Genomic DNA, 26,991 nt, shown 5'->3' with positions numbered 1-26,991 from the left:
CAATCCAACCCAATGGAAAACACACCGAATACGCTACAAGGCTGGCTAGCCCACTGCGAGCGCCTGCACCCCAAGGGCATCAACGGCATCGAACTGGGCCTGGACCGCGTGCGCGCCGTCGCCCAACGGCTGAATCTGAAGTTCAGCTGCCCCGTCATCACCGTGGCTGGCACCAACGGCAAAGGCTCCACCTGCGCCATGCTCGAATCCATTTTGGGCCAGGCGGGCTACAAGACCGGGGTGTACACATCGCCCCACCTGGTGCACTTTGAAGAACGCATGCGCCTGAACGGCGAGGCCGCACCTGCTAGCAAATTTGTAGCTGCTTTCGCAGACGTGGAGCGGTCTAGACTGGGAAATGATGGCCAACATGGCCCAGAAATCTCACTCACCTACTTCGAATTCACCACCCTCGCCATCCTGCTGGCTTTGTCCCGCGAAGGGCTGGACGTGGTGATTCTGGAAGTAGGCCTGGGTGGCCGGCTGGACGCGGTCAACATCATCGACACCGACTGCGCGGTGATCACCAGCATCGACCTGGACCACATGGAACTGCTGGGCAACACCCGCGAGGCCATTGGGTTTGAGAAGGCCGGCATCATGCGCACCGGCCGCCCGGTCATCGTCAGCGACCCCGTGCCGCCCCAAAGCGTGCTGGACCGGGCGATGGAAGTGGGCGCTGACCTGTGGCGCGTGGGCACAGACTTCAACGTGTCGGGCGACAAACAGCAATGGGGCTGGGCCGGCCGGGGCCGGCGCTACAGCGGCCTGGCCTACCCGGCGCTGCGGGGTGCCAACCAATTGGTCAACGCCTCTGGCGTGCTGGCCGCACTGACTGCGCTGCGTGAGAAGTTGCCCGTCACGGCCCAGGCCGTGCGCGTGGGCTTGGCGCTGGTGGAGCTGCCGGGGCGCTTTCAGATCATTCCGGGCCAGCCCACGCTGGTGCTGGACGTGGCACACAACCCGCATTCGGTGGCCGCGCTGGCCGCCAACCTGGACGCCATGGGCTTTTACCCCACCACCCACGCCATCTTTGGCGCCATGGTCGACAAAGACCTGGCCCCCATGCTGGCCCGGGTGGCGCCGCTGATGGACCGCTGGTATTTCACCGATTTGCCCTCGCCGCGCGCTGCGTCGGGCGCCGAGTTGCAGGCCCAGTGGAGCGCCCAGAACACGCGCAAAGACGCCTCTGCCCAGGCCTTTGCCGACCCCATGCAGGCCCTGCAGGCGGCCATCGCTGCTGCAGACCCCGCTGATAGAATCGTGGTCTTCGGATCGTTCTACACCGTGGGTGGTGTCTTGCAGCAGGGCACGCCCAGGTTGCACGCCAAACACTTCCCGCCCCAAGCCACCTGAACCGTCACCCCATCCATGGCCTTTTTCAAGTTTCGCAAAGGCGGCGACGAGCAGCCCACCCCACCCACCGCCGCCGAGAGCGTGGAGGCCATGCGCAAGCGCGCACGGCACCGGTTGATTGGGGCTGCGGTACTCGTGTTGCTGGGCGTCATCGGCTTCCCCCTGCTGTTTGACAGCCAGCCGCGCCCCATCGCGGTGGACATCCCCATCGAAATTCCCGACAAAGCAAAAGTGCGCCCCCTGGGTACGCCGCAGGTGAATGTAGCCGCAGGTGCTCCATCGCAGGTCAGCGGTGGCGCCATTGAGGGCGAAACGCCCACACCGGTGGCTTCCGCCCCTGTAAAGCCTGAAGCCAAACCCGAAGCGAAGCCTGTCCCCAAGCCAGAGCCCAAGGCCGAAACCATCATCACCGAGTCCAAACCGGTGCCCAAGGCAGACGCCAAGCCCGCGGCCAAGGTAGAAGCCAAACCCGAGTCCAAACCCGCAGCGCCGGCTGAAAAGCCCGCCGCCAAGGTGACCGAGGCCGCCAAGGCTCAGGCCCTGCTGGATGGCAAACCTGCGGTGGCAGCGTCCGCCGCCAAGCCCGCTGAGAAAAAGGCCGACGCAACCGATGGCCGCTATGTGGTCCAGGTTGGCGCCTATGTAGAAGCCGCCAAGCTGCGTGAAGCGCGCCAAAAGGTGGAGTCGCTGGGCTTCAAGACCTACACCCAGGTGGTGGGCACCAAGGACGCACAGCGCACCCGCGTGCGCATTGGCCCCTTTGCTAACAAGGCCGAGGCGCAAAAGGCGGCCGACAAGATCAAAAAACTGAGCCTGCCTGCGGCCATCTTGGAACTGTAAGCAACGGCCCCACATGCCCACCTTGGACTGGATTTTTCTGGCGGTGCTGCTGCTGTCCATGGTCATAGGCGCCTGGCGTGGCTTGGTATTTGAAGTGCTGTCGTTGCTGACCTGGGCCGCGGCCTTTGTGCTGGCGCAATGGTTTGCGCCCGATGCGGCCGGCTGGCTGCCCATGGGCAATGCGGCAGAGCCGGTGCGCTATGCAGCCGGGTTTGTGCTGGTGTTCATACTTTCGATTTTCGCGGGCAGCCTGGTGGCGTTCCTGATCAAGAAATTGGTGGCGGCGGTGGGGTTGCGGCCCGCCGACCGGCTGTTGGGCGCGGGCTTTGGCCTGGTGCGCGGTGTGGTGCTGTTGTTGGCCGTGACGGTGGTGGTGGGCATGACGCCGCTGCACACCGGCACCTGGTGGCAGGAAGCCACCGGCCCCAAGGTCACCAGCGTGGTGCTGGGCGGCCTCAAGCCCCTGCTGCCTGAAGAGTTTGGCAAATATTTACCTTGAGTGAGTGAAACCCTATGTGTGGAATCGTTGGCGTTGTTAGCAATGCACCTGTAAACCAGCTCATCTATGACGCCTTGCTGCTGCTGCAGCACCGTGGCCAGGACGCAGCTGGCATCGTCACCCAGCAAGAGCGCAAGTTCTTCATGCACAAGGCCAAGGGCATGGTGAAGGACGTGTTCCGTACGCGCAATATGCGCAGCTTGCTGGGCAACTGCGGCCTGGGCCAGGTGCGCTACCCCACCGCGGGTAACGCCTTCAGCGAAGAAGAGGCGCAGCCCTTCTACGTGAACGCCCCCTTCGGCATCGTGCTGGTGCACAACGGCAACCTGACCAACGCGCACGCGCTGAAGGCTGAGCTGTTCAACACCGACCACCGCCACATCAACACCGAGAGCGATTCCGAAGTGCTGCTCAACGTGCTGGCGCACGAGATCGAAAAAACCACACGTGGCCTGCCGCTGCAGCCCATGGACATCTTTGCCGCGGTGCGCAACGTGCACAAGCGCGTGAAGGGCTCGTACGCAGTGATCGCTCTGATCGCCGGCCACGGCGTGTTGGCGTTCCGCGATCCCTATGGCATCCGCCCGCTGTGCATGGGCAAGAACGGCGATGGCAATGTGATGCTGGCCAGCGAATCGGTGACGCTGGAAGGCACGGGCTTTCAGTTCGACCGCAATGTGGACCCCGGCGAGGCCGTGTTCATTGACCTGGACGGCAAGGTGCACGCCCAGCAGTGCGCCGAGTCGCCCACGCTGAAGCCCTGCATTTTTGAATTCGTGTACCTGGCCCGCCCGGACTCGGTCATGGACGGTATATCGGTCTACCAGGCCCGCTTGAACTTGGGCGAAACCCTGGCCAAGCGCGTGATCTCTACCGTGCCACCCAACGAGATCGATGTGGTCATTCCCATCCCCGAATCCAGCCGCCCCAGCGCCGCACAGCTGGCGCAACTGCTGGGCCTGCCTTACCGCGAAGGCTTTGTGAAGAACCGCTACGTAGGCCGCACCTTCATCATGCCCGGCCAGGGCGTGCGCAAGAAATCGGTGCGCCAGAAGCTCAACGTGATTGCCAGCGAATTCAAGGGTCGCAACGTGCTGCTGGTGGACGACTCCATCGTGCGCGGCACCACTAGCAAGGAAATCGTGCAGATGGCGCGTGATGCCGGTGCCCGCAAGGTGTATTTGGCCAGCGCCGCGCCGCCCGTGCGCTTTCCCAACGTCTACGGCATCGATATGCCCACCAGCAGCGAGCTGGTGGCGCACGACCGCACCGTAGAGCAGATCCGCGAGATCATCGGCTGCGACGCGCTGATCTACCAGGACGTGGAGGGCATGAAGAAGGCCATCGGTTCGCTCAGCACCAAGCTGGCGGGCTTTGACGCGTCCTGCTTTGACGGCATTTACGTCACCGGCGATATTTCGTCCGACGACATCGAACGCCTGAACGAAAAGCGCGTGGGCGGTGAAGAGAACCAGGAAGACACCTCGCGCCTGGCCCTGCCCAACCCCGCGGACTGAACCATGGCAGCACAACAGTTACCTGACGACTTGCACCTGGACACTCTGGCCGTACGTACGGCCCTGGAGCGCAGCCAGTACGGCGAAAACTCCGAAGCCCTGTACCTCACCAGCGGCTACGTGCAATCCAGCGCCGCCTCCAGCGCCGCGCGCTTTGCCATGGAAGAAGAGGGCTTCACCTACTCACGCGTGGGCAACCCCACGGTCAGCAGCATGGAAATGCGCCTGGCCGCCCTGGAAGGCACCGAGGCGGCCATCGCCACTTCGTCCGGCATGTCTGCCGTTCTGCTGCTGGGCATGGCCGTGCTCAAGGCCGGCGACCATGTGCTCTGTTCGCAGTCGGTGTTCGGCTCGGTCATTCCCATGTTCAGCCGCGAGTTTGCGAAGTTCGGGGTGGAGACCACCTTTGTGCCGCAGACCGATATCGCCGCCTGGAAGGCCGCGGTGCGCCCCAATACCAAACTGCTGTTTGCGGAAACACCGACCAACCCGCTGACCGAGGTGTGCGACATCCAGGCGCTGGCCGACATCGCGCACAACGCGGGCGCCTTCCTGGCCGTGGATAACTGCTTTGCCACGCCCGTGTTGCAACGTCCCGTGCGCATGGGCGCGGATTTCATCATCCACTCGGGCACCAAGTTTCTGGATGGCCAGGGCCGTGTCATGGCCGGTGCCATCTGCTGCACGCAAAAGCAGCGCGATGAGCTCTTCCTGCCCGTCATCCGCACGGCTGGCATGGTGCTCGCGCCCTTCAATGCCTGGGTGCTGCTCAAGGGCATGGAAACCCTGGCGATTCGCGTCAAGGCCCAGTCCGCCAGCACGCTGGCCGTGGCCCAGTGGCTGGAGGCCCAACCGCAGGTGGCCCGCGTCTTCTACCCCGGCCTGCCCAGCCATGCCCAGCACGAACTGGCCATGCGCCAGCAGTCGGGGCAGGGCGGCGCCGTGCTGTCGTTTGAAGTGAGGGCTGCTGACGCGGACGCCGCACGCAAGAACGCTTTCCATGTGTTGGACAGCATGCAGGTGCTCTCGCTGTGCACCAACCTGGGCGACACCAAAACCCTGGCGGCGCACCCCGCCAGCACCTCGCACGGCCGTCTGTCTGAGGCGCAGCGCCAACTGGCCGGCATTGGCCAGGGCTTGATCCGCGTGGCCGTGGGCCTGGAACATCTTGATGACATCACCGCCGATTTGGCGCGTGGTCTGAACACCCTTTGAACATGAGCAAAATTCGCACGCGCATTGCGCCTTCCCCCACCGGTTTTCTGCATCTGGGCACAGCCCGCACCGCGCTGTACTCGTGGGCCTATGCCCGCCACTTTGGTGGCGAGTTTGTGCTGCGCGTGGAAGACACCGATGTGGCCCGTTCCACGCAAGACTCGGTCGACCAGATCCTCGCTTCGATGAAGTGGTTGGGCCTGGAATACGACGAAGGCCCGGTCTACCAGATGCAACGCCTGGACCGCTACAAGGCGGTGGTGGACCAGCTGATTGCCGAGGGCAAGGCCTACTACTGCTACAGCACGCCCGAGGAATTGGATGCGGTGCGAGAAGCCAAGAAGGCGCGTGGCGAGAAGGCACTGTACGACGGAACCTGGCGCCCCGCGCCCGGCAAGACCCTGCCGCCCGTGCCGGAAGGCGTGAAGCCTGTGGTGCGCTTTTGCAATCCACCCGACGGCGATGTGACCTGGAACGACTTGGTCAAGGGCCCCATCACCATCAGCAACCGTGAGATCGATGACCTCATCATCGTGCGCACCGATGGCATCCCCACCTACAACTTTGCAGTAGTGGTGGACGACTGGGACATGCAAATCACCCACGTGTTTCGTGGCGACGAGCACATCAACAACACGCCCTGGCAGATCAACATCTTCAACGCACTGGGCGCAACGCTGCCGCAGTTTGGCCACTGCCCGGTCATCCTCGGCGACGACGGCCAGAAGCTGTCCAAGCGCCGCGGCGCCGTCAGTGTCACCGCGTACGAAGAGGGCGGCTATCTGCCCGAGGCCATGCTCAACTACCTGGCCCGCCTGGGCTGGAGCCATGGCGACGAAGAGCTGTTCACGCGCGAGCAACTGGTGAGCTGGTTTGACGGCACGCACTTGAACAAGAGCCCCGCGCAATGGGACCCGGCCAAGCTGCTGTGGGTCAATGCGCACTACATCAAGCAGGCTGACAACGCACGCTTGGCCACGCTGGTGGCTGCGCAGTTGGTCAAGCAAGGCATTAGCTTGTCGGAAGACGTCATTGCTTCCCACTTGCCACTGGTCTGCGGTTTGCTCAAAGACCGCTGCGACACCACCGTGGCCTTGGCCACGTGGGCCGCGAAGTTCTACAGCGACGTGACGGTGGATGCTGCGGAGAAGGCGCAACACGTGACCGATGCTGTGCAGCCCGCCATTGCCTTGTTGAAAGACAAGTTGGCAACGTGCACCTGGGACAAGGCGAGCATTGCCGCCGTCATCAAGGAAGTGCTGACGGCCACCGGCCTGAAGATGCCGCAACTGGCCATGCCCGTGCGTGTGCTGGTGATGGGCACGGCGCAGACGCCATCACTCGATGCGGTGCTCGAATTGAGCGGAAGAGAAAAAGTTATCGCCAGACTTGCCAGGGGCTGAAAAACTTGTATATAATTTGAGGCTCGGAAGATAAGAACACTGCAAAACAATCGTTAGCAGATTTCTTAGGATTAGGGGGTATAGCTCAGCTGGGAGAGCGCTTGCATGGCATGCAAGAGGTCAGCGGTTCGATCCCGCTTACCTCCACCAAATCTTCTGAAACGGACAAGTTCCAAGGTTTTGACCCTATCGTCTAGAGGCCTAGGACATCACCCTTTCACGGTGAGTACCGGGGTTCGAATCCCCGTAGGGTCGCCAAGTTTTTGCAGCAATGCAAGACGGCACAAGTTGGTAACCGCAAGCCCGCAAGGGCAGGCGACTTGGCTCGAAAGAGCAAACGTTACTACTACCAGGAGTGGTAGTTCAGTTGGTTAGAATACCGGCCTGTCACGCCGGGGGTCGCGGGTTCGAGTCCCGTCCACTCCGCCAAATTGAGAAGCCCTTGCATGCAAATGCAAGGGCTTTTTCTTTGTCTGCCTGCGATCGGCTCAGCGCCAGTGGTGGTGCCAGCCACCGCCCCAGCCATAGCCAAAGTGCAGGTTGACGGGCGGGTAGTAGGGCCGCGTGTAGTAGATGGGGTACACCGGTGGCGACATCACGACCACGGGTGGCTGGGTGTAGACGGGCTGCGGCGGTGCCGCCGCATAGGCGGGGGGCATCTCTTGCTGTGGGCTGGCGCCCACGGGGGCTACCGACAGCTGGATGGTGGGGCCCGGGTCGTTGGGCATTTGTACCGAATACTGCCTGCCCGCATATTCGTAGACCACGTTGTAGGCCACGGTGCGGTTTTCGTAAAAGTTTTGCGTGCCGCAGGTTTGCACGGTCTGCACCTGCGGCGCAGGACTGCCCTCAATGCGGTTGCCCACGATGGCGCCACCAATCAGCCCGATCACCGTGGCAGCCGCCTGGCCAGAGCCGTGGCCGATGGCGTTCCCCATAGCCCCGCCCGCAATGGCGCCCATGGCCGCACCGGCGCCCGATTTTTGCGGCTGCACCGCTACTTGCTGGTTGGAGCAGACTTGGCGTGGCACGGCTACCTGCTGCTGCACCGGCGTGGACGAGAGCACGCGGCCCACATCCTGCGGCTGGGCCTGCGCAAGGCAAGCACTGCCCAAGGCCAGGATGGCGGTGGACACAAGGGTTTTGGCAAGGAATTTCATGGTGTGGGTTCAACGACGTTGTATCGGTGGAGTAAGCAAACTCCTCCTTTAACGCGGTCCCTTCTGTCGCGCGTTGACAGGGTTCATGTAAAGCTGCGAGTCGCCCATTTCATGTTGCGGTGCAACACGACGACAATGGCTTATGCGCAAACACTTCTCTGAAACCACGGGTCACCAGCGCTTGGTCTATGGCGCGATCGCGGGCGGGTTGATGGCGGTGTTGCCGCTGCCTATTGCCGCGCCCTCGCAGGCCCTGCTGGCCTGGACCGTGGGTGCCAGCACCTACCTGCTGCTGGCGTGGTGGCTGGCCGTGGAGTTTGATGCGGAGCGCACGCGCGCCCGTGCGCAGGCGCAGGACCAGCCGGGCATGATGCTGTTTGCGCTGCTGTTGCTCTCGGTCTTCGCCAGTTTTGCGGCCATCGCGCTGATGCTGCTGCACGTCAAGGACTTGTCGGGTGCGCAACGTGCGGCGCACCTGGGCCTGAGCATGCTTGCGCTGGCGTCCACCTGGTTGTTGATGCAAACCATCTTTGCCTTCCGCTACGCGCACCTGTACTACCAGGAAGAGTTGCGCGGCCATCCGCTGGGGGCTGGGCTGGAGTTTCCAGGCAAGTTGCCGCCGGATTATTTCGATTTCATGTACTACGCCCACGTAGTGGGCATGACCTCGCAGGTGTCGGATGTGGTGGTCACCGCGCGCCATATGCGCCGCCTGACCCTAATGCACAGCGTGAGCGCCTTTGGATTCAACATGCTGGTGCTGGCGCTGTCCATCAACGTCATGGCCGGTGCGATCCAATGATGCCGGTGGACAGCGAAGTCCCCAGCAAAATCACCAGGCCGCAGCCCACCATCCACGGTGTGACTACCTCGCCCAGCAGCATCACGCCGTAGAACACGGCAAACACCGGCGCCGCAAAGGTAACCGCCAGCGCCTTGGCCGGCCCGGCACGTTCGATCAAGCGGAAGTAAAGAATGTAGGCAATGCCGGTGCACACCACGCCCAGCGCCAGCACGGCCAGCCAGGCCTTGGCACTTACGGTGTGGTCCGGCCAGAAATACCACGCCAGGGGTGCCAGGCCCAGCGTGGCTCCCAGCTGGCTTCCGGTGGCCAGCACCAGCGAAGGTACCCCGGCCAGGTAGCGCCGCGCAAAGCTGGCCGAGAAACCGTAGAAGAAGCACGCCGCAAGGCAGGCCAACACGGCCCAGCCGGTGGACACGCCCTCGGCATTGGGCTTGAAGCTGGCCTTGTTCCAGGCCAGTAGTGCCACACCCAGAAAACCGATGAGCAGGCCCAGAATGCGCATGCCGTGCGGCCGGTCCTTGAGCCACAGCCAGGCAACGAGTGCACCAAACAGCGGTACGGTGGCGTTCAGGATGGATGACAAGCCGGTGGAGATGGACAACAGCGCGAACGCCAGGCAGGTGAACGGAATGGCCGAGTTCATCACGCCCACGGCAAACAGCAGCTTCCAGTGTTGGCGCAGCGTGGCCACCTGGCCTTTGAACGCCAGCAGCGGCAACAAAAACAGCGCGGCAATGCCCACGCGCACACCGGCCGTGGGCAGCGCGCCAAACTCCACCGCGCCCAGGTGCATGAACAAAAAGGACGAGCCCCAGATGGCGGCCAACAACAAAAAATCTCGCACCCAGACGGGGGCGTGCGAAGGGGACGAAGCGGTGGGTTCGGTCACTGAGGGCTTTCAAGTTTCAACAGGGCCACCTTGCGGTCCAGGCCTCCGGCGTAGCCGGTGAGCGCACCATTGGCACCCAGCACGCGGTGGCAGGGCACGATGATACTGATGGGGTTGCGCCCCACAGCCGCGCCCACCGCCCGCACAGCCTGCGGGTTGTTCAGCTGTTGGCTGATGCGGCCGTAGCTCACCGTGGCACCGCTGGCAATGGCCTGCAGTTGGGCCCACACGCGCTGCTGAAAGGCGGTGCCGCCCGACAGGTCCAGCGGCAGGTTAAATGTGGTGCGCTCATGGGCAAAGTACTGCTCCAGTTGCTCACCGGCGGTTTGCATCACGGGGTGCTTATTCACTATCGGCCAGGCGTCGGTATCGGGTTGGTGGCTTTGCCCGTCAAACCACAGGCCCACCAGCGCGGTGTCGGTGGCAGCAAGGATGATGGTGCCCAGCGGGCTGCGCAGGGTGCTGCGTGTGGTGGTGGATGGATATTTCATACAAATAGGCCTCTAGCCCCCGTGGAATATGCGCGAGCAGCTATGGTTTTCATAGCGACTCGGAGGTGGATGGATCGGCGTGGTCGCCCGACCAGGCGCGCACCGTGGCATAGCTGCGCCAGGGTTGCCAGGCCTGCGATGCTGCTTCGGCCGCCAGCGCCGGGCGCTTGGCATCGCGCACGCCCAGCGCCTTTTGCAGTGCCACATCGCCGGCCGGAAACGCATCGGGCCAGCGCAGCGCGCGCATGGCGATGTACTGCGCGGTCCACGGGCCAAAGCCCGGCAGCGCCTGCAGGGCCGCCACGGTGCCGAGCACATCGGCACTGGGGTTGAGCACCAGCGCGCCGTCGGCCACGGCAGCAGCCAGCGCGCGGATGGCGTTTTGGCGCTGGCGCACGATGCCGAGCTGGCCCAGGTCATCGTCACTCGCATGGCGCAGCACCTGCGGTGTGGGGAACAAGTGGGTAAGACCGGCCACGGGTGTAGCCAGCGGCGCACCAAAGCGCGCGACCAAGCGCGCACCCAGCGTGCGCGCGGCCTGCACGGTGATCTGCTGGCCCAGCACGGCGCGCACGGCCAGCTCAAACCCGTCCAGCGTGCCGGGCACGCGCAGGCCCGCACTGCGGGGAAAGCTGTTGCCCAGCACGGCGTGGATGGCGTTGGGGTCGGCGTCCAGGTCCAGCAGCGCGCGCAGGCGCACCAGCACCAGGGGCAGGGCGGCAATTAACGATTCGCTGACCAGCGCTTGCACCTCGCAGCGCGTGGCGTCGATGCGCAGTTGCACCCAGCCTTGCAAGTGCTGGCCCGCCCAGTCCAGCGCCAGCGTACGGGCCAGCGTGTGGCTGGGTAGGTCCACGTGTTCCACGCCGTCCAGCCCACGCGTGGCAAAGAATTGCAGCAGCGCCCTGGCGTCCAGCGGCGGGCGGTAGGCCAGTTTGCAGCGCACGCCGCTGTGGTCCGCCGGCACTGTGCCCTCGGCATCGCTTCCGGCCTTGCGCAGTGCGCGGGGTTGAAAACGGTATTGCTCGGCAAACACGGTGTTGAAGCGCCGCACGCTGGCAAAGCCGCTGAGCGCTGCCACTTGGGCAATGGGCAGTTGCGTGTCGGTCAGCAGCTGCTTGGCGGTCAGCAGGCGGCGTGTCTGCAAATACTGCAGGGGAGATACGCCCCAGTGCGTCTCAAAAATGCGGCGCAGGTGGCGTTCGCTCACGCCCAGGCGAAGGGCCGTTTGCGCCATGCTGGGGCTGCCGTCGCTCCACAGCTGCGGCGCGTCCAGCAAGCCCGCGGCCTGGCGCGCCAGGATGGCGGAGGCGTCTTGTGTGGACCAAGCCCGTGCGCCCAGCACATGCAAAGCCGAGGGCGCCAGCTCGGGCCGGCAGCGCATGCAGGGTCTAAAGCCCGCGGCCTCGGCCTGCGATGCCAGCGTGAAGAAGCGGCAGTTCTCCGCCCGCGGCGTGCGCACCTTGCAGACCGGGCGGCAGTAGATGCCGGTGCTGGTCACGCCCGTGAAGAAGCGCCCGTCAAAGCGGGCATCGCGAGCTTTGAGCGCCAGGTAGTTCGCCTGGTCACTGCTGCTGGCGGTGTCGGTTTGGTTGGGCGCTGTTGGGGTAGGCATGGGGTCATGATACGCAGCCGTTGGCGACAAATGCGCCGTTTTCGGACATGTGCCTACGGCCACGGGGTAAGTGGCACCCTACAATCCACGGCCAACCTGAAAGTACGTTTTCCTCCATGCAAGTAGCGGCCAGCCTGTTCAAGGCCTATGACCTTCGCGGCATCGTTCCCGCCACGCTCACGCCCGATGTGGCGCTGGGCCTGGGCCGCGCCTTTGGCACGCTGGCCATGGCCAGCGGCGAGACCACGGTGGCCGTGGGGCGCGATGGCCGCCTGAGCGGCCCTGCGCTGGTGGCTGCCGTCATCCGGGGACTGCAGGACACCGGCGTGCAGGTGATCGACGTGGGCATGGTCACCACGCCCATGCTGTACTTTGCTACCAGCACCCTGTGCCGCAGCGGCATCCAGGTCACGGGCAGCCACAACCCGCGCGACTACAACGGCTTCAAGATGGTGCTGGCCGGTGCGGCGCTGTATGGCGATGCCATCCAGGCCCTGCGCCAAACCATGGAGGCCGAGACCTGGTTGCTGCAGCCCGGCGGAAGCTGCCGCAGCGCAGACCTGCTGGCCGACTACACCGCACGCATCGCGGGCGACATCCGCTTGGCGCGGCAGATCAAGGTTGTGGTGGACAGTGGCAATGGTGTGGCCGGTGCTTCTGCCCCTGGCGTGCTGCGCGCCATTGGTTGCGAGGTGCAGGAGCTCTTCAGCACCGTGGATGGCAACTTCCCCAACCACCACCCTGACCCCAGCCAGCCTGAGAACCTGCGCGATCTGATTGCCGCACTGCAGGCGGGCGACGCAGAACTGGGCCTGGCCTTTGATGGCGATGGCGACCGGCTGGGCGTGGTCACGCGCGATGGCGCCACCATTTACGCCGACCGACAGATGGTGCTGTTTGCGCGCGATGCACTGTCACGCGCGCCCGGTGGCACTGTGGTGTTTGACGTGAAGTGCTCGCAGCAACTGGCTCCGGCCATTGTGGCTGCCGGCGGCACACCCTTGATGTGGAAGACCGGCCACTCGCTGATCAAGGCCAAGATGCGTGAGGTGAACGCGCTGTTGGGTGGCGAGATGACAGGCCACATCTTTTTCCAGGAGCGCTGGTATGGCTTTGACGACGGTACCTATGCTGCAGCCCGTCTGCTCGAAATCCTGAGCGGCGCGCCCGATGCGAGTGCCGTGCTGCAGGCCCTGCCCAACAGTTTCTCTACGCCCGAACTGCATGTGGCCTGTGAAGAGGCGCACGCGGTGGTGGCGCAGCTGGTGACCGATGCACAGTTCGACGCGTCGGCCACAGTCAGCACCGTGGACGGCCTGCGCGTGGATTGGCCCGATGGATTTGGCCTGGTGCGCGCCTCCAACACCACACCCGCTTTGGTGCTGCGCTTTGAGGGCCAGACCGAAGCCGCGTTGCAGCGCATCCAGGCCGATATGCTGGCCCTGCTGCGCACGTTGCTGCCGCACGCCCAACTGAGCAAGGTGACCCATTGAAAGCTGCGACTATCCAACGCATTCTGATCGTCAAGCTCTCGTCGCTGGGCGACGTGGTGCATGCCATGCCCGCCGTGCAGGACCTGCGCCGCGCCTATCCGCTGGCGCAGATTGACTGGGTGGTGGAGGGCGCGTTTGCGCCGCTGGTGGCGCGCTGTGAAGGCGTAGGCCAGGTCATCGCCTGCGACCTGCGGCGCTGGCGCAAGGCGCCGTTGGCCGCCACTACACGCCGCGCGTGGAAAGCCTTCAAGACGCAGCTGCAGGCCCAGGCCTACGACGCGGTGATTGACCTGCAGGGCCTGAGCAAATCGGCGTTGGTGTCCTGGCTGGCTCGCACCACGCCCAAGGGCAAGCGCTATGGTCTGGCCAACCAGACAGAAGGCTCAGGCTTTGAGGCGCCCGCCCGCTGGGTGGCCGATGTGGCTATTGAGATTGAGCCCCATGTGCACGCGGTGCAGCGTTCCCGCATTCTGTGTGCTGCCTCGCTGGGCTATGACTTGCAGGGCTCCGCGCTGTGCGGCCTCAAGCCTGGTGACTTGGCCATCGTCCAGCCCGGTCCGATTGGCCAGGCCGACAACCCGTTCACGCCCAAGAAGGCCGTGGTGGCTTTGGTGCATGGCACTTCCCGCGCAGACAAGGAATGGCCGCTGGCTGCCTGGGTGGAACTGGGCCAGCGCTTGAACCACGCGGGCTTTGCCGTGGCCCTGCCGCATGGCAACGCGACCGAGAAGGCGACGAGCGAGGCGATTGCCAAGCAGCTGCAAGACGCCTGGGTCTGGCCCGCCATGGCACTGGACGCCATGACCGACACCCTGGCCCACTGCGCCGGCGTGGTGGGGGTGGACAGCGGTGTGAGCCACATTGCCGTGGCGCTGGATTTGCCGCATGTGCAGATCTACAACTTTGACACCGCCTGGCGCACCGGGCCCGAGGTGCTGGCCGGCACCGACGCGGCCACCGCGCCGCGCCTGCCGCTGCGCCAGCTCAGCGTGTTTGGCCAGCCGCAGCCCACGGTGGATGCCGTCTGGCAGGCCTGGGACAGCCTGGCCACGCCGGTGCTGTGCCGATGATGCGTGCGCTGTACTCCTGCGCTACCTGGCTCATGCAGCCGCTGGTGCGGCGCAAGCTGCGCCGCCGCGCTGTGGCGGAACCTGTGTACGGCGAACACGTGGAAGAGCGCTTTGGCCACTACACACAACCTCCATCCCCAAGCGGTCTTGGTCCACTGGTGTGGCTGCACGCGGTGTCGCTCGGCGAAACCCGGGCTGCCGTCGCATTGCTGAAGGAGCTGCGCCTGGCGTTGCCGGGTATGCGCCTGCTGCTCACGCACGGCACGGCCACTGGGCGCGAGGCCGGTCGCAGCCTGTTGCAGCCGGGCGATGTGCAGGTTTGGCAACCGTGGGATTCGGTGGGCGCCGTGCGCCGCTTCCTCACCCATTTCCGGCCACACATCGGCCTGCTCATGGAAACCGAGCTCTGGCCCAATTTGGTGGCAGAGAGCGCGCGCGCTGGTGTGCCGCTGTGCCTGGTGAACGCGCGCCTCAGCGACAAGAGCCTGCGCCAGGCGCAGCGCCTGGCCTGGCTGGCCCGGCCTGCGTACCGTGCCCTGCATGCAGTGTGGGCGCAGTCCCAGGCCGATGCAGACCGCTTGCGGCAACTGGATACCCCGGTGCGCGGGGTATTCGGTAACTTCAAATTCGACGCCACGCCCAACGCAGCACACCTCGCCCTGGGACAGGCGTGGCGCACTGCAGCGGCGCGTCCCGTGCTGATGTTTGCGAGTTCGCGTGAGGGCGAAGAAGCCATGCTACTCGAGGTTTTGAAGCGAAATAGGCCTCTAGCCCCCGTGGAATATGCGCAAGCAGCTCCTGAAACCATAGCATCCGACGTGCAGTGGCTGATCGTGCCGCGCCATCCTCAGCGCTTTGACGAGGTGGCTGCGCTGTTCACCGCGGCGGGCTACACCGTAGCGCGCCGCAGCCAGTGGGGCGATGCAGCGCCGCCTGTGGCCGACGTGTGGCTGGGCGATTCGGTGGGGGAGATGGCGCTGTACTTTGGCTTGGCCCAAGCCGCACTGCTGGGCGGCAGCTTTGCGCGCCTGGGCGGGCAAAACCTCATCGAAGCTGCGGCCTGCGGCACGCCCGTGTTCATGGGGCCACACACCTATAACTTTGCCGAGGCCGCGCAGTTGGCGGTAGAGGCTGGCGCCGCGTTTGCCTGTGCGGATCTGGCGCAGGCCGTGGACCGGGCCACCATCCTGCTGCACACACCGTACGCCCTGGCTGCGGCGCAGCAGGCTGCGCTGGGCTTGGGCGCTGCCCACCGCGGTGCAGCGCTACGCACCGCGCAGGCCGTGGCCGCGGTGTTGAAGATCAGTTTGTGAGCTGGCTGTTGATGGGGTTCAGGTCTTCGGCCTTGAGCGTGCCGTTGGCCTGGCGCAGCTTCAGCCCGCCCACCAGCACGTCGTAGCGCGCCTTGGCCAGCTTGGCTTTGGTGTCAAACAGCTGGCTTTGTGAATTCAGTACGTCGATGTTGATGCGCACACCCACTTGGTAGCCCAGCTTGTTGGCGTCCAGTGCGCTTTGGCTGGATGCCTCGGCCGCCTCCAGTGCCTTCACCTGGCCTTGGCCCGACAGCACGCCGAAGTAGGCGGTGCGCGTGCCCTGCGCCACGGCGCGTCTGGCGGCTTCCAGGTCGGTGCGGGCCTTGTCTTCCAGCGCCAGGGTTTCCTTGATGCGGTTTTGTGTGGAGAAGCCCGCAAACAGCGGCAGGTTGAAGCTCAGGCCGATGGTGGCCACATTCACCCGGCTGTCGGCAATGGCCGTGGAGGTGCCGTTGTTATTGACGGCAGAGTAGCTGCCAGTCAGGTCCAGCGTGGGCTTGTGGCCGGCTTCGGCCTTGGCGGTCTCCAGCTTGGCCACGTCCAGTGCCACTGCCAGTTGCTGAATGCTCGGGTGGTTGGCTTCAGAGGCCAGTACCCAGGCTTCCGCATCTGCGGGCTGCAGTGGCGCCAGCACTACGGGGGCGGCCAGGGGCTTGGGCTGGGCATCGGTCTTGCCGACCAGCTGGTTCAGCGCAATGGTCTTGACCAACAGGTCGTTATCGGCGGCCAGTTCCTGGGCAATCACCAGGTCGTAGCGGGCCTGGGCTTCGCGGCTGTCGGTGATGGTGGAGGTGCCGACCTCAAAGTTGCGTTTGGCCGAGGCCAACTGCTCAGCGACCGCGGTTTTCTGGCTCTTCACAAAGGCCAGGCTGTCGCTGGAGGCCAGCACGTCAAAGTAGGCCTGGCTCACGCGCACGATCAGGTCCTGCTCGGCTGCCTGCAGCTGGGCTTGAGCCAGCGCAGCTTGCTTGTTGCCCTGCTCGTAGCTGGCCCAGTTGGCGGGGCGATACAACGGTTGGGAGGCGCTGATCGTGGCGTTCTGCGTCCCATAGGCGCGCTCTGGCGTGGGCAGCACTTCCTGGCTGGTGCGGCTCATGCCCAAGCCCAGGTTGGCGGTGGGCAAGATGGCGGCACGGGCCTGATCGCCCTTGGCCAGCGTTGCATCAAACTGCGACTTGGCCGACTGGTAGGTGGCATCAAAGCCGCGCGCGGCGGTGTACAGGTCGACCAGGCTTTGGGCCTGGGCGGATGCGGCCAGGCAAGAGGCCATGGCCACAAACAGGGGCAGCAGGCGCAGGTGGGTGGAGGCAGTAGATCGGGACATGGAGTGCTTTCTCAGGCTCGGGGAGGTGGAACTATCGGGTGGGGAATGACGCCGGTTCAGTAGCGCGCCACGCTGGCGTCGCGCTCTGCCGACCAGGCGTCAATGCCGCCGGCAATATTGGCCACATGGGTGAACCCGTGGCTGTGGAGAAACATAGCCACCTGCATGCTGCGTGCACCGTGGTGGCACAGGCAGGCCACAGGCCTGGAAGCGTCCAGCTCAGTGAGTCGCTGCGGCACCGTGCCCATGGGAATGGTCAGCAGCTCAAACCCGTCGGCTTGCACGCTGGCAACGGCCAGTTCGTGCGGCTCGCGCACGTCCAGTACCAGCGGCGCACCGTGCTCGGCCACGCTGGCAAACCAGGGTGTAAGTTGGGAAGGGCGGACTTGGTCAATCATGGGCAGGGCGCACAGCGTGAACTAGCGGGTTAGAGGGCAGGTTAGAAAGAAAAGCGCGAAGGCTCGGCAAAGTGCTGCAGGCGCGGCGCGTTCACATCCCAGGGCTGGGTGGTGCGGAATTCGTTGGTGCTGGTGCGGGTGACAAAGGTGGCGCGCATCTGCGGCTCATCACCCACCACAGCTGCCAGACGGCCACCCACGTTCAGGCGTTGCAGCAGGTCCTGCGGCACCTGGGTGACCGAGCCGCTCAGCAGAATCACGTCAAAGTTACCTTCGCCGGTGGCCAGCTTGGCGCCATCGGCCTCGCGCACGGTCACGTTGTTGATGCCAGCGGCAGCCAGGTTGGCGCGCGCCATGTTGACCAGTTCGGGTACCAGGTCAATGCTCAGCACGTGGTGGGCGCGGTGGGCCAGCAGCGCGGCCATGAAGCCGGAACCGGCACCGATTTCCAGCACCGACTCGTGCGGCTGGATGGCCAGGTCTTGCAGCAGGCGCGCTTCCAGGCGTGGGGCCAGCATGCACTGGCCGCCAGGCAGCGGAATTTCCAGGTCGGCAAAGGCCAGCACCTGGTGTGCCTTGGGAACAAAGTCCTCGCGCGGTACCGTGCTCAGCAGTTCCAGCACGTCGGTGTCGAGCACGTTCCAGGGGCGGATCTGCTGCTCAATCATGTTGAAGCGGGCTTGGGCAAAGTTCATCGTTTTCTCTCCTTCGGAATTACGGTCGGCAAAGGGCCAAATTTTACGGGGCCAGGGTGCTGGGAGTGCTGCCCCACAGGCGCTTGGCCCAGTGGGCCAGATCGTCCATGTAGCAGTACACCACGGGCACCACCACCAGCGTTAGCAGCGAGGAGGTGATGACCCCGCCAATCACCGCCTGGCCCATGGGGGCGCGGGTCTCAGACCCTTCGGTCAGCGCAAACGCCAGCGGCACCATGCCAAAAATCATGGCCAGCGTAGTCATCAAAATGGGGCGCAGGCGCACCTTGGCGGCCAGCAGCAGGGCCTCAGACCGCTCCATGCCGTCCTCACGTGCGCGGATGGCAAAGTCCACCAGCAAAATCGCGTTCTTGGTCACCAGGCCCATGAGCATCACCACGCCGATGATGGAGAACATCGACAGCGTGGAGTTGAAGATCATCAGCGCCAGCACCACACCAATCAGCGTAAGCGGCAGCGCGGTCATCAGCGCCAGCGGCTGCAGGAAACTCTTGAACTGGCTGGCCAGAATCATGTAAATGAAGATGATGGCCATGGCCAGCGCCGACACCGCGTAGGCAAACGACTCTGCCATGTCTTTGGTGGAGCCGCTGAACTGGTAGCTGTAGCCCGGGGGCAGGGCAATGCTGTCCATGGCCGTCTTAATGTCCGCTGACACCTCGCCCGCCGATCGGCCTGACACGTTGGCGCTGAAGGACACCTCGCGCGTGAGGTCGCGGCGGTTGATCTGGTTGGGGCCCGTGGACTCGACCACCTTGGCCACCTGGTTCAGGCGCACGATGCGCGGGCTGCCATCGGTATTGGTGCCCAGCGCGAAAGGGATGCGTTCCATGTCCAGCGCGCTGGCGCGGGCTTCGGGCGCCAGGCGCACGTTGACGTCGTAGGTCTGGTCATCCGGCGCACGCCAGTTGCCCACGGTCTGCCCGGCCACCAGGGTGCGCAGGGCTGTGCCGATCTGGGCGATACCCACACCCAGGTCAGATGCGGCATCGCGCTGCACCTGCACGTCCAGTGTGGGTTTGTTGGGTTTGACGCTGGAGTCCAGGTCCACCAGGCCCACCACCGGGCGCACTTTTTCAAGGGCCAACTGGGTCAAGCGCTCCAGCTCTCTGGTATCAGGCCCGAGGATAGAGAACTGGACCTGCTTGTTGCCACCCACCGAGTCCAGCAGGCCCACATGGGTCACCGTGATGCCGGGCACCTGGCGCAGACGGTCGCGCAGCAGCACGGACATGGCGTCCACGCCCCGCGTGCGGGCCTTGCGGTCCACCAGGCGCACATAGATGCTGGCGTACATCTTGCCCTGGGCGTTGCCGGTGTTGATGGTGGTCAGTGTGTAGCGCACTTCGGGGAATTCGCGGATGATGGTTTCGACCTGCCTGGCCCGGGCCTCGGTCACTTCCAGCGATGATCCCACCGGTGTGTAAAAGTTGAGTGAAGTTTCGGAAAAGTCTGACTTCGGAACAAATTCAGTTCCCAGCAGCGGCACCATGAAGATACTCAGTACAAAGATGCCCACAGCCAGCAACACGGTGGCCAGCTTATGGACCAGCGACCAGCGCAGGATGGTCTGGTAGGCGTCGGCCAGCCAGTCGGTGCCGCGATCAAACAAGCCGGTGACCCGGCCAATGGTTTTGTCGTAAAAGGTAACGGGCGGGCCCTGGCGACCATGCGATTCAATGCTGGGGTCGTGCCAAATGCTGGAGAGCATGGGGTCCAGCGTGAAGCTCACAAACATGGAGATCATCACGGCGGCCACGATGGTGATGCCGAACTCGTGGAAAAACTTGCCGATGATGCCGCCCATGAAACCGATGGGCAGGAACACCGCCACGATGGACAGCGTGGTGGCCAGCACGGCCAGGCCGATCTCCTGCGTGCCGTCCATGGACGAATCAAAGGCACTCTTGCCCATCTGCACATGGCGCACGATGTTTTCGCGCACCACGATGGCATCGTCAATCAGCAAGCCCACGCACAGCGAGAGCGCCATCAGCGTGATCATGTTGATGGTGAAACCAAACAGGTTCATGAACAAAAAGGTGCCGATCAGCGCGATGGGCAGCGTGAGGCCGGTAATGACGGTGGAGCGCCAGGAGTTCAGGAACAGGAACACGATAAGCACGGTCAGCACCGCACCTTCGATCAGCGTGCGCCGCACGTTTTCCACCGACACCCGGATCTGGCGTGAGCCGTCCATGATGGGTTCCAGCCGCACGCCGGGCGGCAGCTGTTTCTGCATTTCCGTCAGTGTTTTGGCCAGACCATCGACCACGGCAATGGTGTTCTCGTCCTGCGACTTCTGCACATTGAGCAGCAGGGTGCGCTGGCCGTTGTACAGCGCCAGGCTGTCCACTTCCTGAGCGCCGTCAGAGATACGGGCCAGCTGCTGCAGCAGCACGGGTGCGCCGTTCTTGCGGGCCACGATGATCTTGCCAAAGTCTTCCGGGCGTTCCATGCGCCCGGCAATCTGGATCACACGCTCCTGCTGATTGGAGTGGATGGTGCCTACGGGCACGTCCTGGTTCTCGTTGCGCACCGCGCTGACCACTTGGTCGGGCGTGATGCCAAAGGCTTCCAGTGCTTGGGGATTCAGGTACAGGTTCAGCTCGCGCCGGGTGCCGCCCACTACCGTGACCGAGCCCACGCCGCGCACGTTTTCCAGGCGCTTCTTCAGGGTCTGCTCGGACCAGTTGGTCAGTTCCACGGCGCTCAGGGCCTTGGCGCCGGCCGTGGTGTCGGGCAATACGGCCACCGACCAGATGGCACGGGCCGCCGGGTCAAAGCGCAGCACGCGGGGCTCTTTCACTTCCGTGCGCAAATTCGGCTTCACTGAGGCCACTTTCTCGCGCACATCCTCAGCAGCCTTGCGGCCATCGATGTGCAGGCCGAACTCGATGACGACCACCGACTGGCCTTCGTAGTTGCGTGAGGTCAGCGCCTTGATGCCGGCGATCGAGTTCACGCCTTCCTCGATCTTCTTGGAGACTTCGCTCTCCACGATCTCGGGCGAAGCACCGGGGTAATCCGCGATCACCACCACCACGGGAAAGTCGATGTTGGGGAACTGGTCCACCTGCAAGCGCTGCAGCGAGAACAAGCCCAGCACCACCAAGGCCAGCATGACCATGGTGGCGAACACCGGGTTCTTCAGGCTGACTTTGGTAAACCACATGGTCTACTGCGCCGCGGTTTGGGCTTTGGCGAGGGTACCTTCGCGCACCGTGCCCACGGTACCGCCCAGCACCTGCGCGCCTTCGGCCACACCTTGCACCGCCACCATGGTCTGGCCGTCGACGTCGCCGCGCGGGCCCAGGGCGACCGTCTGGTGCACCACCTGCCCATTGCTCAGCACCTGTACATAGGGCTGCGGCTTGTCGGTGCGCACTGCATTCAGTGGCACGACCAGGCTGTTGCCCTTGCCGGTGGCCAGCGTGCCCTGGGCAAACAGGCCTTGGCGCAATTTAGAATTGCCCTCGATCGACAGGTAGGCCAGTACAGCGCGGCTGCCCGCGACGGCGCTGGGGTTCACGCGCACCACTTTGGCGGTTAGTGGTTTGGCCGCACCCTCTACGGTCAGTTGGGCGGTTTGCCCGACCTTGATGCTGAGGGAATCGGTGGCGCTGAGGCTGGCCTCGAGTTCCAGGCGGCTCAGGTCCACGATCTCCACCACACGGCCGTCGATCGCCACACGTTCGCCGGGTTGTGTCAGGCGCTGCGCGATCTGGCCCGCAATCGGGGCGCGCAGCACCGCGTCGTCCAGCGACTTGGTGGCCACGTCCACCCCGGCCTGGGCGGCGTGGTAGGTGGCCTCGGCGGAGGTCAGCGTGGCAATGGACGAGTCCAGCGCGGTCTTGGAGATAAAGCCCTGGTCTACCAGCGAACGGTTGTTGTCAAAGTTGCGCTTGGCAATGTCCACCTGAGCCCGGGCACTTTCGGCCTGCTGCTGGGCCTGGCGCACACGTGCCTGGAATTCGGTGGGGTCCACGTGGGCGATGATTTGCCCTGCCTTCACAAAGTCGCCTTCGCGCACGGCCAGGCCCTGCAGCTCGCCAGCCACGCGGGCTTTGACGAAGGCAGAGTTGACAGCTTTCAGCGGGCCGGAGATGGACAGGCCCTGGGTCAGCTCCACGGTCTTAACCGTCACCACGTCGGTAGCGGGCAACACCAGGGTGGCTTGGGCCTTTTGCGATGCCTGTTGGGCTTCCAGCTCTTCTTGTTTGGCTTTGCGGGCCGAGAGCAGGCGTGCGGCAACTGCCACGATGACGGCGATCACCAGCCCTATAACAATCCATTTCAGCCAGCGTTTCATGGGGGTGTTCAGGTGGAGGAGGGTGTAGGGGCTGGGCGCATGCACAGGCCGTACAAAATATTGTCGACTTGGGAGTTGATGTACTTCACGGGGTCCAGCGGCTCATTGGCTGGCATGCAGCCGCTACCGGAGTGTTTGGAAATGGCCAAAAACAGCATGGGGGCCAGCACGTTGTAGACGCCGTAGGTCAGGTCCATGGGGCGGAATTCGCCGCTGTCGATGCCCCGCTGCAGCACGCGGCGGATCAGCTCGCGGCCCGGCATGATGACTTCGGCTTGGTAGAAGGCGGCCAGCTCGGGGAAGTTGCCGGCCTCGCTCATCATGAGCTTGGAAATACCGGCGGCCTGGGTCGAGCCCAGGCGCTCCCACCAGGTGTTGACGCAGTGGCGCAGCAGATCGGCGCTACTGCCTTGGTACTGCTCCAGTTCCACGCGCCATTCGACAAAGCGCCCGGACAGGTTTTCCCGCACCACGGCCTTGAACAGTTCTTCTTTGCTGGAAAAATACAGGAACAGCGTGCCCTTGGACACGCCGGCGCGTTTGGCCACTTCCTCGGCGCGGGTGGCGGCAAAGCCTTTTTCCACGAACAGCTCCAGCGCCGCGGCCAGCAGTTCACCGGGGCGCGCGTCTTTGCGGCGTTCGCGCTTGGCGCGCGCGTTGGCGGCGATGTCACAGAGGTTGAAGGGCGTGGACATGAAAGTTACTGACTGATTGGTTATTAATGTAGCCGTGCGCCTGCGGACTGTCAAACGCGGAGCTTGTAAAGCTATGCCCTAGCGCGGGTTTTGGGGGGCACTGCGTAAGATGGGATGGTCTGGGGCGACTAAGTTGCGTGAGCCCTGTTGATCTTATTGGAGAACCCATGTCTGAATTCCTTCAAACCCTGGTGCTGGGCGGCGGCTGCTTTTGGTGCACCGAGGCGGTGTTTGTGCAGGTTAAAGGTGTGGTGGACGTGGAATCCGGCTACAGCAACGGCCACGTGGTCCAGCCCACTTACGAAGACGTGTGCACCGGCAGCACCGGGCACAACGAAGTGGTCAAGCTGGTGTACGACCCGGCGCAAATCTCCACCCGCGAGGTACTGGAGATCTTCTTTGTGATCCACGACCCGACCACGCTGAATCGCCAGGGCAACGATACGGGCACCCAGTACCGCAGCGGTATTTATGTGTCCGCGCCCGAGCAGCAGGCGGTGGCGCGCGAGGTGATGGCCGAAATGGCCGCCAGTGGCGTTTACAGCCGCCCCATCGTCACCGAGGTGCTGCCAGTGGACAACTACTGGCCGGCCGAGGCCTACCACCAGGACTTTTTTGAGCGCAATCCGCACCAAGGGTATTGCATGGCGGTGGCTGCCCCCAAGGTGGCCAAGTTTCGCAAGACGTTTTCGCGTCTGCAAAAGCCCTAGCGCCGCAGGGGCGAGTCGCCTGCGATGCCCCAGTTGGACACCGGCTTGGCAATCTGCGGCGGGCCTTGGACCTGGTCGACATACCAAAGGGCGAGGCCCACGCCGCCGATCAACACGACGGCTCCAACAACGAGTTTCAAGATGGTGACCCAGAGTTTGGGTTCTTCATTGCGCTTCATGGCACTTTCTCCAGTTGGCAATATTGTGCCTTCCTGGCCGTAACTCCCGCGCAGTGTGCGCAGGAGTTACTACAGATATAGCAAAAACCGGCTTTAGTTCAAGCGCATGCCAGTCACCAGATGCGTCACGTTGTAGCGCATCATCTGCAGGTAGGTGGTGGCGTCGGGCTGGTCGGCGGCAGATAGGGCATCGGCATATAAGGTGGGGCCCAGTGTGGCACCGGCGTCCTTACTCAGCTGGGCAATGAGCTTGGGGCTGCCCATGTTTTCGAGGAACACCGCGCGTATTTTTTCGCGCTGGATCTGCCGGATCAACTGCGCCACCTGCTTGGCGCTGGGCTCCGCCTCCGTGCTGATGCCCTGGGGCGCGAGGAACTGGACGCCGTAGTGCGCGCCAAAGTAGCCAAATGCGTCGTGCGAAGTGATCACCTTGCGTTTGGCCGCGGGGATGCTGGCGATCTGCGCCTGTGCCCAAGCGTCCAGTGCCTGCAACTCTTTCACATAGGCCTCTGCGTTGGCCTGGTAGCTGGCGGCGCCTGCGGGATCGGCCTGCGCCAGACCGTGGGCGATGTTGCGCACATACAGCACCACGTTTTGCGGGTTTTGCCAGGCGTGGGGGTCGGCCTCGGTGTGGCCGTGCTCATCGGCCAGACTGCGCGGCCTCACGCCCTTGGCGGCCACCAGAACGGTGCCGCGGTAGCCCGCCGATTTGACCAGCTTGTGCGCCCAGGGCTCGAAGCCCAGACCGTTGGTGACCAGCAGCTTGTTGGCCAGCACGGTCTTGGCGTGGCCGGGTGTGGGTTCAAACACATGGGCATCCTCATTGGGACCGACGAGCGTGGTGACAGCCACGCGGTCGCCACCCACCACGCGCACCAGATCCCCCAGGATGCTGAAGCTGGCAGTGACGGGCAAGGGCGTGTCCGCATGGGCGGAGCCCAGCAGCGCCAGGGCGACAGCACTGGCGAGCAGGAAGCGGCGGGGAAAGGTGGCAAAGGCGGGGGCGTGCGGCATGAAAGCTCCAGAGAGTGGATGAAGAGAGAAGGGGGCGGAAACGTCAGGCCACACGGTGGGCCGTGCTGCGCAACCGGGGCAGCCAGCCGCCGGGGGCGATGAGGAGTGAGGTGGCGTAGAGCGCACCTGCACAGCCAATGATGGTGGGTCCTGAGGGCGTGTCGCAGTGGTAGGACAGCAGCAGGCCGGCCACACCGGCCAGCGCGGCCTGGGCGCTCGCATTGAGCAGCTGGGCGGGCAGGGTGTCGTGCCAGAGGCGCGCGCTCACGGCGGGCAGCATCATCAGGCCCACGGCCATCAGCGTGCCCAGCGTCTGGAAGCCTGCGACCAGGTTCACGACCACCAGCACCAGAAAGCCCTGGTGCCATACCCACGCGGGTAGGCCGTGGCGGTGGGCGGCCAAAAACACGGGGTCCAGCGTCTCCAGCACCAGGCCACGGTACATCAGCGCCAGCGCCAGCAGACTCACGGTGGTCACGCCAGCCACCAGGCGCAGGCCTGCCGTGTCCACGCCCAGCGCGCTGCCAAACAAAATGTGTAGCAGGTCCAGCTGCGTGCCGTGGCGCGCAATCAACGTCACGCCCAGCGCCAAGGCGACCAGGTAGATGGCGGCCAGGCTGGCGTCTTCCTTCAGGGTGGTGAAACGGCTGATTGCTCCGGCCACACCCGCCACCAACAGTCCGGCCAGCACACCCCCCAGCGCCATGGCCGTGAGCGACAGCCCGCTGACCATAAAACCCAACGCCACGCCGGGCAGGATGGCATGGCTGAGCGCATCACCCAGCAGGCTCATGCGCCGCAGCGTGAGGAACACGCCCAGTGGCGCGGCGCTGAGTGCCAGCGCCAGCGTGGCCACCAGCGCACGGCGCATGAAGACGAATTCGGTAAAGGGGGCGATGAGGGTGTCCCACAGCGCGGGCATAACGGTCATGGCAGCGCTACTTCTTGATGCTGCGCGGAACACCGTGGAGCCGGCTTTGCCGGGCCACTGGTGTTGCCCCCTGCAAGGGGGAAAGCGGCCACACGCAGTGGGCGAGCCGGGGGGTGTTCGTCAGCCTCCCAAGCCTCAGCCATGGTGCGGGCGCGTTGCAGGTTCGGCGCGGTCAGCACCTGGTCCGTTGCACCCCAGGCCACCAGCTCGCGTGCCAGCAGCAGCGTTTGCGGAAAGTGCGTGCGCACCTGGGCATCGTCATGCAACACGGCCACCACCGTGCGGCCTTGCCGGTGCCACTGGCGCACCAGGTCCAGTAGCGCGGCGGTGGTGTTGGCATCCACCGCGTTGAAGGGTTCGTCCAGCAGGATGAGTTGCGCGTCCTGCACCAGCAGGCGCGCAAACAGCACGCGCTGCAGCTGGCCGCTGGAGAGTGTGCCCATGGGCCGGTGCGCAAAGTCTTGCAGGCCCACGGTGTGTAGGGCGGCGTCTACCTCACGCAGCATGGCTGCGGTGGCAGCGCCAAAAGCGCCGCTGCGACGCCACAGGCCCAACAGCACGCAGTCGCGCACATCCAGGGGGAAGCTGCGGTCCAGCTCGCTCTGCTGGGGCAGGTAGGCCAGCTGCTGGCGCGGCAGGCCCAGGCGCACGCCTGCCGCGGGCAGCAGCCCGGCGATGCTTTTGAGCAGCGTACTTTTGCCCGCGCCATTGGGCCCCACGACTGCGGTAAGCGTGCCCGCGGCGAACTGCCCGCTGACATAGTGCAGTGCCGGGTGGCGGCGGTAGCTCACCGTCAGGTTGTCCAGGGTGACCAGGGCGCTCATAGCGGCGCCACCTCGGTGCACGCCCAGGCCACGGCCAGCCACAGCAGCACCAGCGCGGGCACCACCACGGCGGCGCGGCGCCAGGCGGGCCAGGCCAGCACGCTGGGGCGGGGCGGGCGGTGTAAAGACTGGGTAAACGGTGGCGGGCTGGACGATTTCATCGTTAATAATGCAACTCGATTGCGGTAAATGGAGTGCAAATATAACGCAACTTTGTTGCGT

26 protein-coding genes and 3 tRNA genes are annotated in these 26,991 nt (G+C 64.4%); 14 read left to right on the top strand and 15 right to left on the bottom strand.

The genetic code is table 11. From position 1 onward, the window contains the following. The first annotated feature begins 12 nt into the window (after positions 1 to 12). The 9 genes from folC (at position 13) to AC1DZ5_RS00455 (ending at position 7,259) form a co-directional block, all read left to right on the top strand. Positions 13 to 1,356, top strand: coding sequence for a bifunctional tetrahydrofolate synthase/dihydrofolate synthase (gene folC / locus AC1DZ5_RS00495; protein ID WP_477884958.1), 1,344 nt, complete (start codon positions 13 to 15; stop codon positions 1,354 to 1,356). Between the two features lie 15 nt (positions 1,357 to 1,371). Beyond that, positions 1,372 to 2,196, top strand: coding sequence for an SPOR domain-containing protein (locus AC1DZ5_RS00490; protein ID WP_477884956.1), 825 nt, complete (start codon positions 1,372 to 1,374; stop codon positions 2,194 to 2,196). A gap of 13 nt (positions 2,197 to 2,209) precedes the next feature. Continuing rightward, positions 2,210 to 2,695: a CvpA family protein gene (locus AC1DZ5_RS00485; protein ID WP_477884954.1), complete on the top strand. Its 486-nt coding sequence runs from the start codon at positions 2,210 to 2,212 to the stop codon at positions 2,693 to 2,695. Positions 2,696 to 2,709: 14 nt separating this feature from the next. Continuing rightward, entirely contained in the window at positions 2,710 to 4,212 is a 1,503-nt protein-coding gene (purF, locus tag AC1DZ5_RS00480) for an amidophosphoribosyltransferase (protein WP_477884952.1), read from the top strand. A gap of 3 nt (positions 4,213 to 4,215) precedes the next feature. Continuing rightward, positions 4,216 to 5,427 (top strand): O-succinylhomoserine sulfhydrylase, encoded by a 1,212-nt coding sequence (locus AC1DZ5_RS00475; protein WP_477884950.1) that lies wholly within the window; start codon positions 4,216 to 4,218, stop codon positions 5,425 to 5,427. A gap of 2 nt (positions 5,428 to 5,429) precedes the next feature. Continuing rightward, the gene (gltX, locus tag AC1DZ5_RS00470; protein ID WP_477884948.1) at positions 5,430 to 6,830 is read left to right on the top strand and encodes a glutamate--tRNA ligase; all 1,401 of its coding nucleotides are present in this window, start codon (positions 5,430 to 5,432) and stop codon (positions 6,828 to 6,830) included. A 74-nt stretch (positions 6,831 to 6,904) separates the two neighbouring features. Beyond that, positions 6,905 to 6,980: transfer RNA gene (locus AC1DZ5_RS00465), tRNA-Ala, on the top strand. A 32-nt stretch (positions 6,981 to 7,012) separates the two neighbouring features. Beyond that, positions 7,013 to 7,088, top strand: a tRNA-Glu gene (locus AC1DZ5_RS00460). Positions 7,089 to 7,182: 94 nt separating this feature from the next. Then, positions 7,183 to 7,259 (top strand) — tRNA-Asp (locus tag AC1DZ5_RS00455). A gap of 59 nt (positions 7,260 to 7,318) precedes the next feature. On the opposite strand, the gene AC1DZ5_RS00450 is transcribed toward AC1DZ5_RS00455, so the two are convergent. Next, positions 7,319 to 7,990 (bottom strand): glycine zipper 2TM domain-containing protein, encoded by a 672-nt coding sequence (locus AC1DZ5_RS00450; protein WP_477884946.1) that lies wholly within the window; start codon positions 7,988 to 7,990, stop codon positions 7,319 to 7,321. Positions 7,991 to 8,132: 142 nt separating this feature from the next. Here AC1DZ5_RS00450 and AC1DZ5_RS00445 point away from each other — a divergent pair, with 142 nt between their 5' ends. Then, positions 8,133 to 8,792, top strand: coding sequence for a DUF1345 domain-containing protein (locus tag AC1DZ5_RS00445; protein WP_477884944.1), 660 nt, complete (start codon positions 8,133 to 8,135; stop codon positions 8,790 to 8,792). Here the strand turns inward: AC1DZ5_RS00445 and AC1DZ5_RS00440 are convergent. Genes AC1DZ5_RS00440 through AC1DZ5_RS00430 form a run of 3 tightly spaced genes read right to left on the bottom strand, consistent with a single transcriptional unit; the run spans position 8,770 to position 11,790 of the window. Continuing rightward, positions 8,770 to 9,684 (bottom strand): DMT family transporter, encoded by a 915-nt coding sequence (locus AC1DZ5_RS00440; RefSeq protein ID WP_477884942.1) that lies wholly within the window; start codon positions 9,682 to 9,684, stop codon positions 8,770 to 8,772. The genes AC1DZ5_RS00445 and AC1DZ5_RS00440 overlap by 23 nt on opposite strands. Then, entirely contained in the window at positions 9,681 to 10,175 is a 495-nt protein-coding gene (locus AC1DZ5_RS00435; RefSeq protein ID WP_477884940.1) for a methylated-DNA--[protein]-cysteine S-methyltransferase, read from the bottom strand. The genes AC1DZ5_RS00440 and AC1DZ5_RS00435 overlap by 4 nt, the downstream gene beginning before the upstream one ends. A gap of 49 nt (positions 10,176 to 10,224) precedes the next feature. Continuing rightward, a complete protein-coding gene (locus tag AC1DZ5_RS00430; protein ID WP_477884938.1) occupies positions 10,225 to 11,790 on the bottom strand; it encodes an Ada metal-binding domain-containing protein in 1,566 nt (521 codons plus the stop codon). Positions 11,791 to 11,906: 116 nt separating this feature from the next. Between AC1DZ5_RS00430 and AC1DZ5_RS00425 the strand changes: the two genes are divergently transcribed. From AC1DZ5_RS00425 to AC1DZ5_RS00415, 3 genes are read left to right on the top strand one after another with little or no spacing between them, the layout of a single operon-like run. After that, entirely contained in the window at positions 11,907 to 13,283 is a 1,377-nt protein-coding gene (locus AC1DZ5_RS00425; RefSeq protein WP_477884936.1) for a phosphomannomutase/phosphoglucomutase, read from the top strand. Next, positions 13,280 to 14,353 carry a lipopolysaccharide heptosyltransferase I gene (gene waaC / locus AC1DZ5_RS00420; RefSeq protein ID WP_477884934.1) on the top strand — a complete coding sequence of 358 codons (1,074 nt, stop codon included), beginning with the start codon at positions 13,280 to 13,282 and terminating at the stop codon, positions 14,351 to 14,353. Before AC1DZ5_RS00425 ends, waaC begins: the two co-directional genes overlap by 4 nt. Next, positions 14,350 to 15,666 (top strand): 3-deoxy-D-manno-octulosonic acid transferase, encoded by a 1,317-nt coding sequence (locus AC1DZ5_RS00415; protein WP_477884932.1) that lies wholly within the window; start codon positions 14,350 to 14,352, stop codon positions 15,664 to 15,666. Before waaC ends, AC1DZ5_RS00415 begins: the two co-directional genes overlap by 4 nt. Here AC1DZ5_RS00415 and AC1DZ5_RS00410 read toward each other — a convergent pair. From AC1DZ5_RS00410 to AC1DZ5_RS00385, 6 genes are read right to left on the bottom strand one after another with little or no spacing between them, the layout of a single operon-like run. Next, the gene (locus AC1DZ5_RS00410; RefSeq protein WP_477884930.1) at positions 15,656 to 16,990 is read right to left on the bottom strand and encodes a TolC family outer membrane protein; all 1,335 of its coding nucleotides are present in this window, start codon (positions 16,988 to 16,990) and stop codon (positions 15,656 to 15,658) included. The two genes, AC1DZ5_RS00415 and AC1DZ5_RS00410, sit on opposite strands and share 11 nt — an antisense overlap. A gap of 56 nt (positions 16,991 to 17,046) precedes the next feature. Further along, complete coding sequence (locus tag AC1DZ5_RS00405; RefSeq protein WP_477884928.1) at positions 17,047 to 17,388, bottom strand: rhodanese-like domain-containing protein; 342 nt, start codon at positions 17,386 to 17,388, stop codon at positions 17,047 to 17,049. Positions 17,389 to 17,429: 41 nt separating this feature from the next. Then, positions 17,430 to 18,083, bottom strand: coding sequence for a protein-L-isoaspartate O-methyltransferase family protein (locus AC1DZ5_RS00400; protein WP_477884926.1), 654 nt, complete (start codon positions 18,081 to 18,083; stop codon positions 17,430 to 17,432). A gap of 43 nt (positions 18,084 to 18,126) precedes the next feature. Then, complete coding sequence (locus AC1DZ5_RS00395; RefSeq protein ID WP_477884924.1) at positions 18,127 to 21,279, bottom strand: efflux RND transporter permease subunit; 3,153 nt, start codon at positions 21,277 to 21,279, stop codon at positions 18,127 to 18,129. 3 nt (positions 21,280 to 21,282) lie between these two features. Continuing rightward, the gene (locus AC1DZ5_RS00390) at positions 21,283 to 22,416 is read right to left on the bottom strand and encodes an efflux RND transporter periplasmic adaptor subunit (protein WP_477884922.1); all 1,134 of its coding nucleotides are present in this window, start codon (positions 22,414 to 22,416) and stop codon (positions 21,283 to 21,285) included. Positions 22,417 to 22,424: 8 nt separating this feature from the next. Further along, complete coding sequence (locus AC1DZ5_RS00385; protein ID WP_477884920.1) at positions 22,425 to 23,111, bottom strand: TetR/AcrR family transcriptional regulator; 687 nt, start codon at positions 23,109 to 23,111, stop codon at positions 22,425 to 22,427. A gap of 167 nt (positions 23,112 to 23,278) precedes the next feature. On the opposite strand from AC1DZ5_RS00385, the gene msrA reads away from it, so the two are divergent. Then, on the top strand, positions 23,279 to 23,821 hold the full coding sequence (msrA, locus tag AC1DZ5_RS00380) for a peptide-methionine (S)-S-oxide reductase MsrA (protein WP_477884918.1): 543 nt from the start codon (positions 23,279 to 23,281) through the stop codon (positions 23,819 to 23,821). Here the strand turns inward: msrA and AC1DZ5_RS00375 are convergent. From AC1DZ5_RS00375 to AC1DZ5_RS00355, 5 genes are all read right to left on the bottom strand, one after another. Next, positions 23,818 to 24,000, bottom strand: a complete 183-nt coding sequence (locus AC1DZ5_RS00375) for a hypothetical protein (RefSeq protein ID WP_477884916.1) — start codon at positions 23,998 to 24,000, stop codon at positions 23,818 to 23,820. The genes msrA and AC1DZ5_RS00375 overlap by 4 nt on opposite strands. Before the next feature lie 93 nt (positions 24,001 to 24,093). After that, a complete protein-coding gene (locus AC1DZ5_RS00370) occupies positions 24,094 to 25,014 on the bottom strand; it encodes a metal ABC transporter substrate-binding protein (RefSeq protein WP_477884914.1) in 921 nt (306 codons plus the stop codon). 43 nt (positions 25,015 to 25,057) lie between these two features. Next, complete coding sequence (locus AC1DZ5_RS00365; protein ID WP_477884912.1) at positions 25,058 to 25,945, bottom strand: metal ABC transporter permease; 888 nt, start codon at positions 25,943 to 25,945, stop codon at positions 25,058 to 25,060. Continuing rightward, entirely contained in the window at positions 25,942 to 26,769 is an 828-nt protein-coding gene (locus AC1DZ5_RS00360) for a metal ABC transporter ATP-binding protein (RefSeq protein ID WP_477884910.1), read from the bottom strand. The genes AC1DZ5_RS00365 and AC1DZ5_RS00360 overlap by 4 nt, the downstream gene beginning before the upstream one ends. After that, on the bottom strand, positions 26,766 to 26,930 hold the full coding sequence (locus AC1DZ5_RS00355) for a hypothetical protein (protein WP_477884908.1): 165 nt from the start codon (positions 26,928 to 26,930) through the stop codon (positions 26,766 to 26,768). The genes AC1DZ5_RS00360 and AC1DZ5_RS00355 overlap by 4 nt, the downstream gene beginning before the upstream one ends. Positions 26,931 to 26,991: the final 61 nt, after the last annotated feature.

Source organism: Rhodoferax sp. P1_F3 (assembly GCF_056405715.1).
This window is presented reverse-complemented; position numbering and strand designations above follow the sequence as displayed.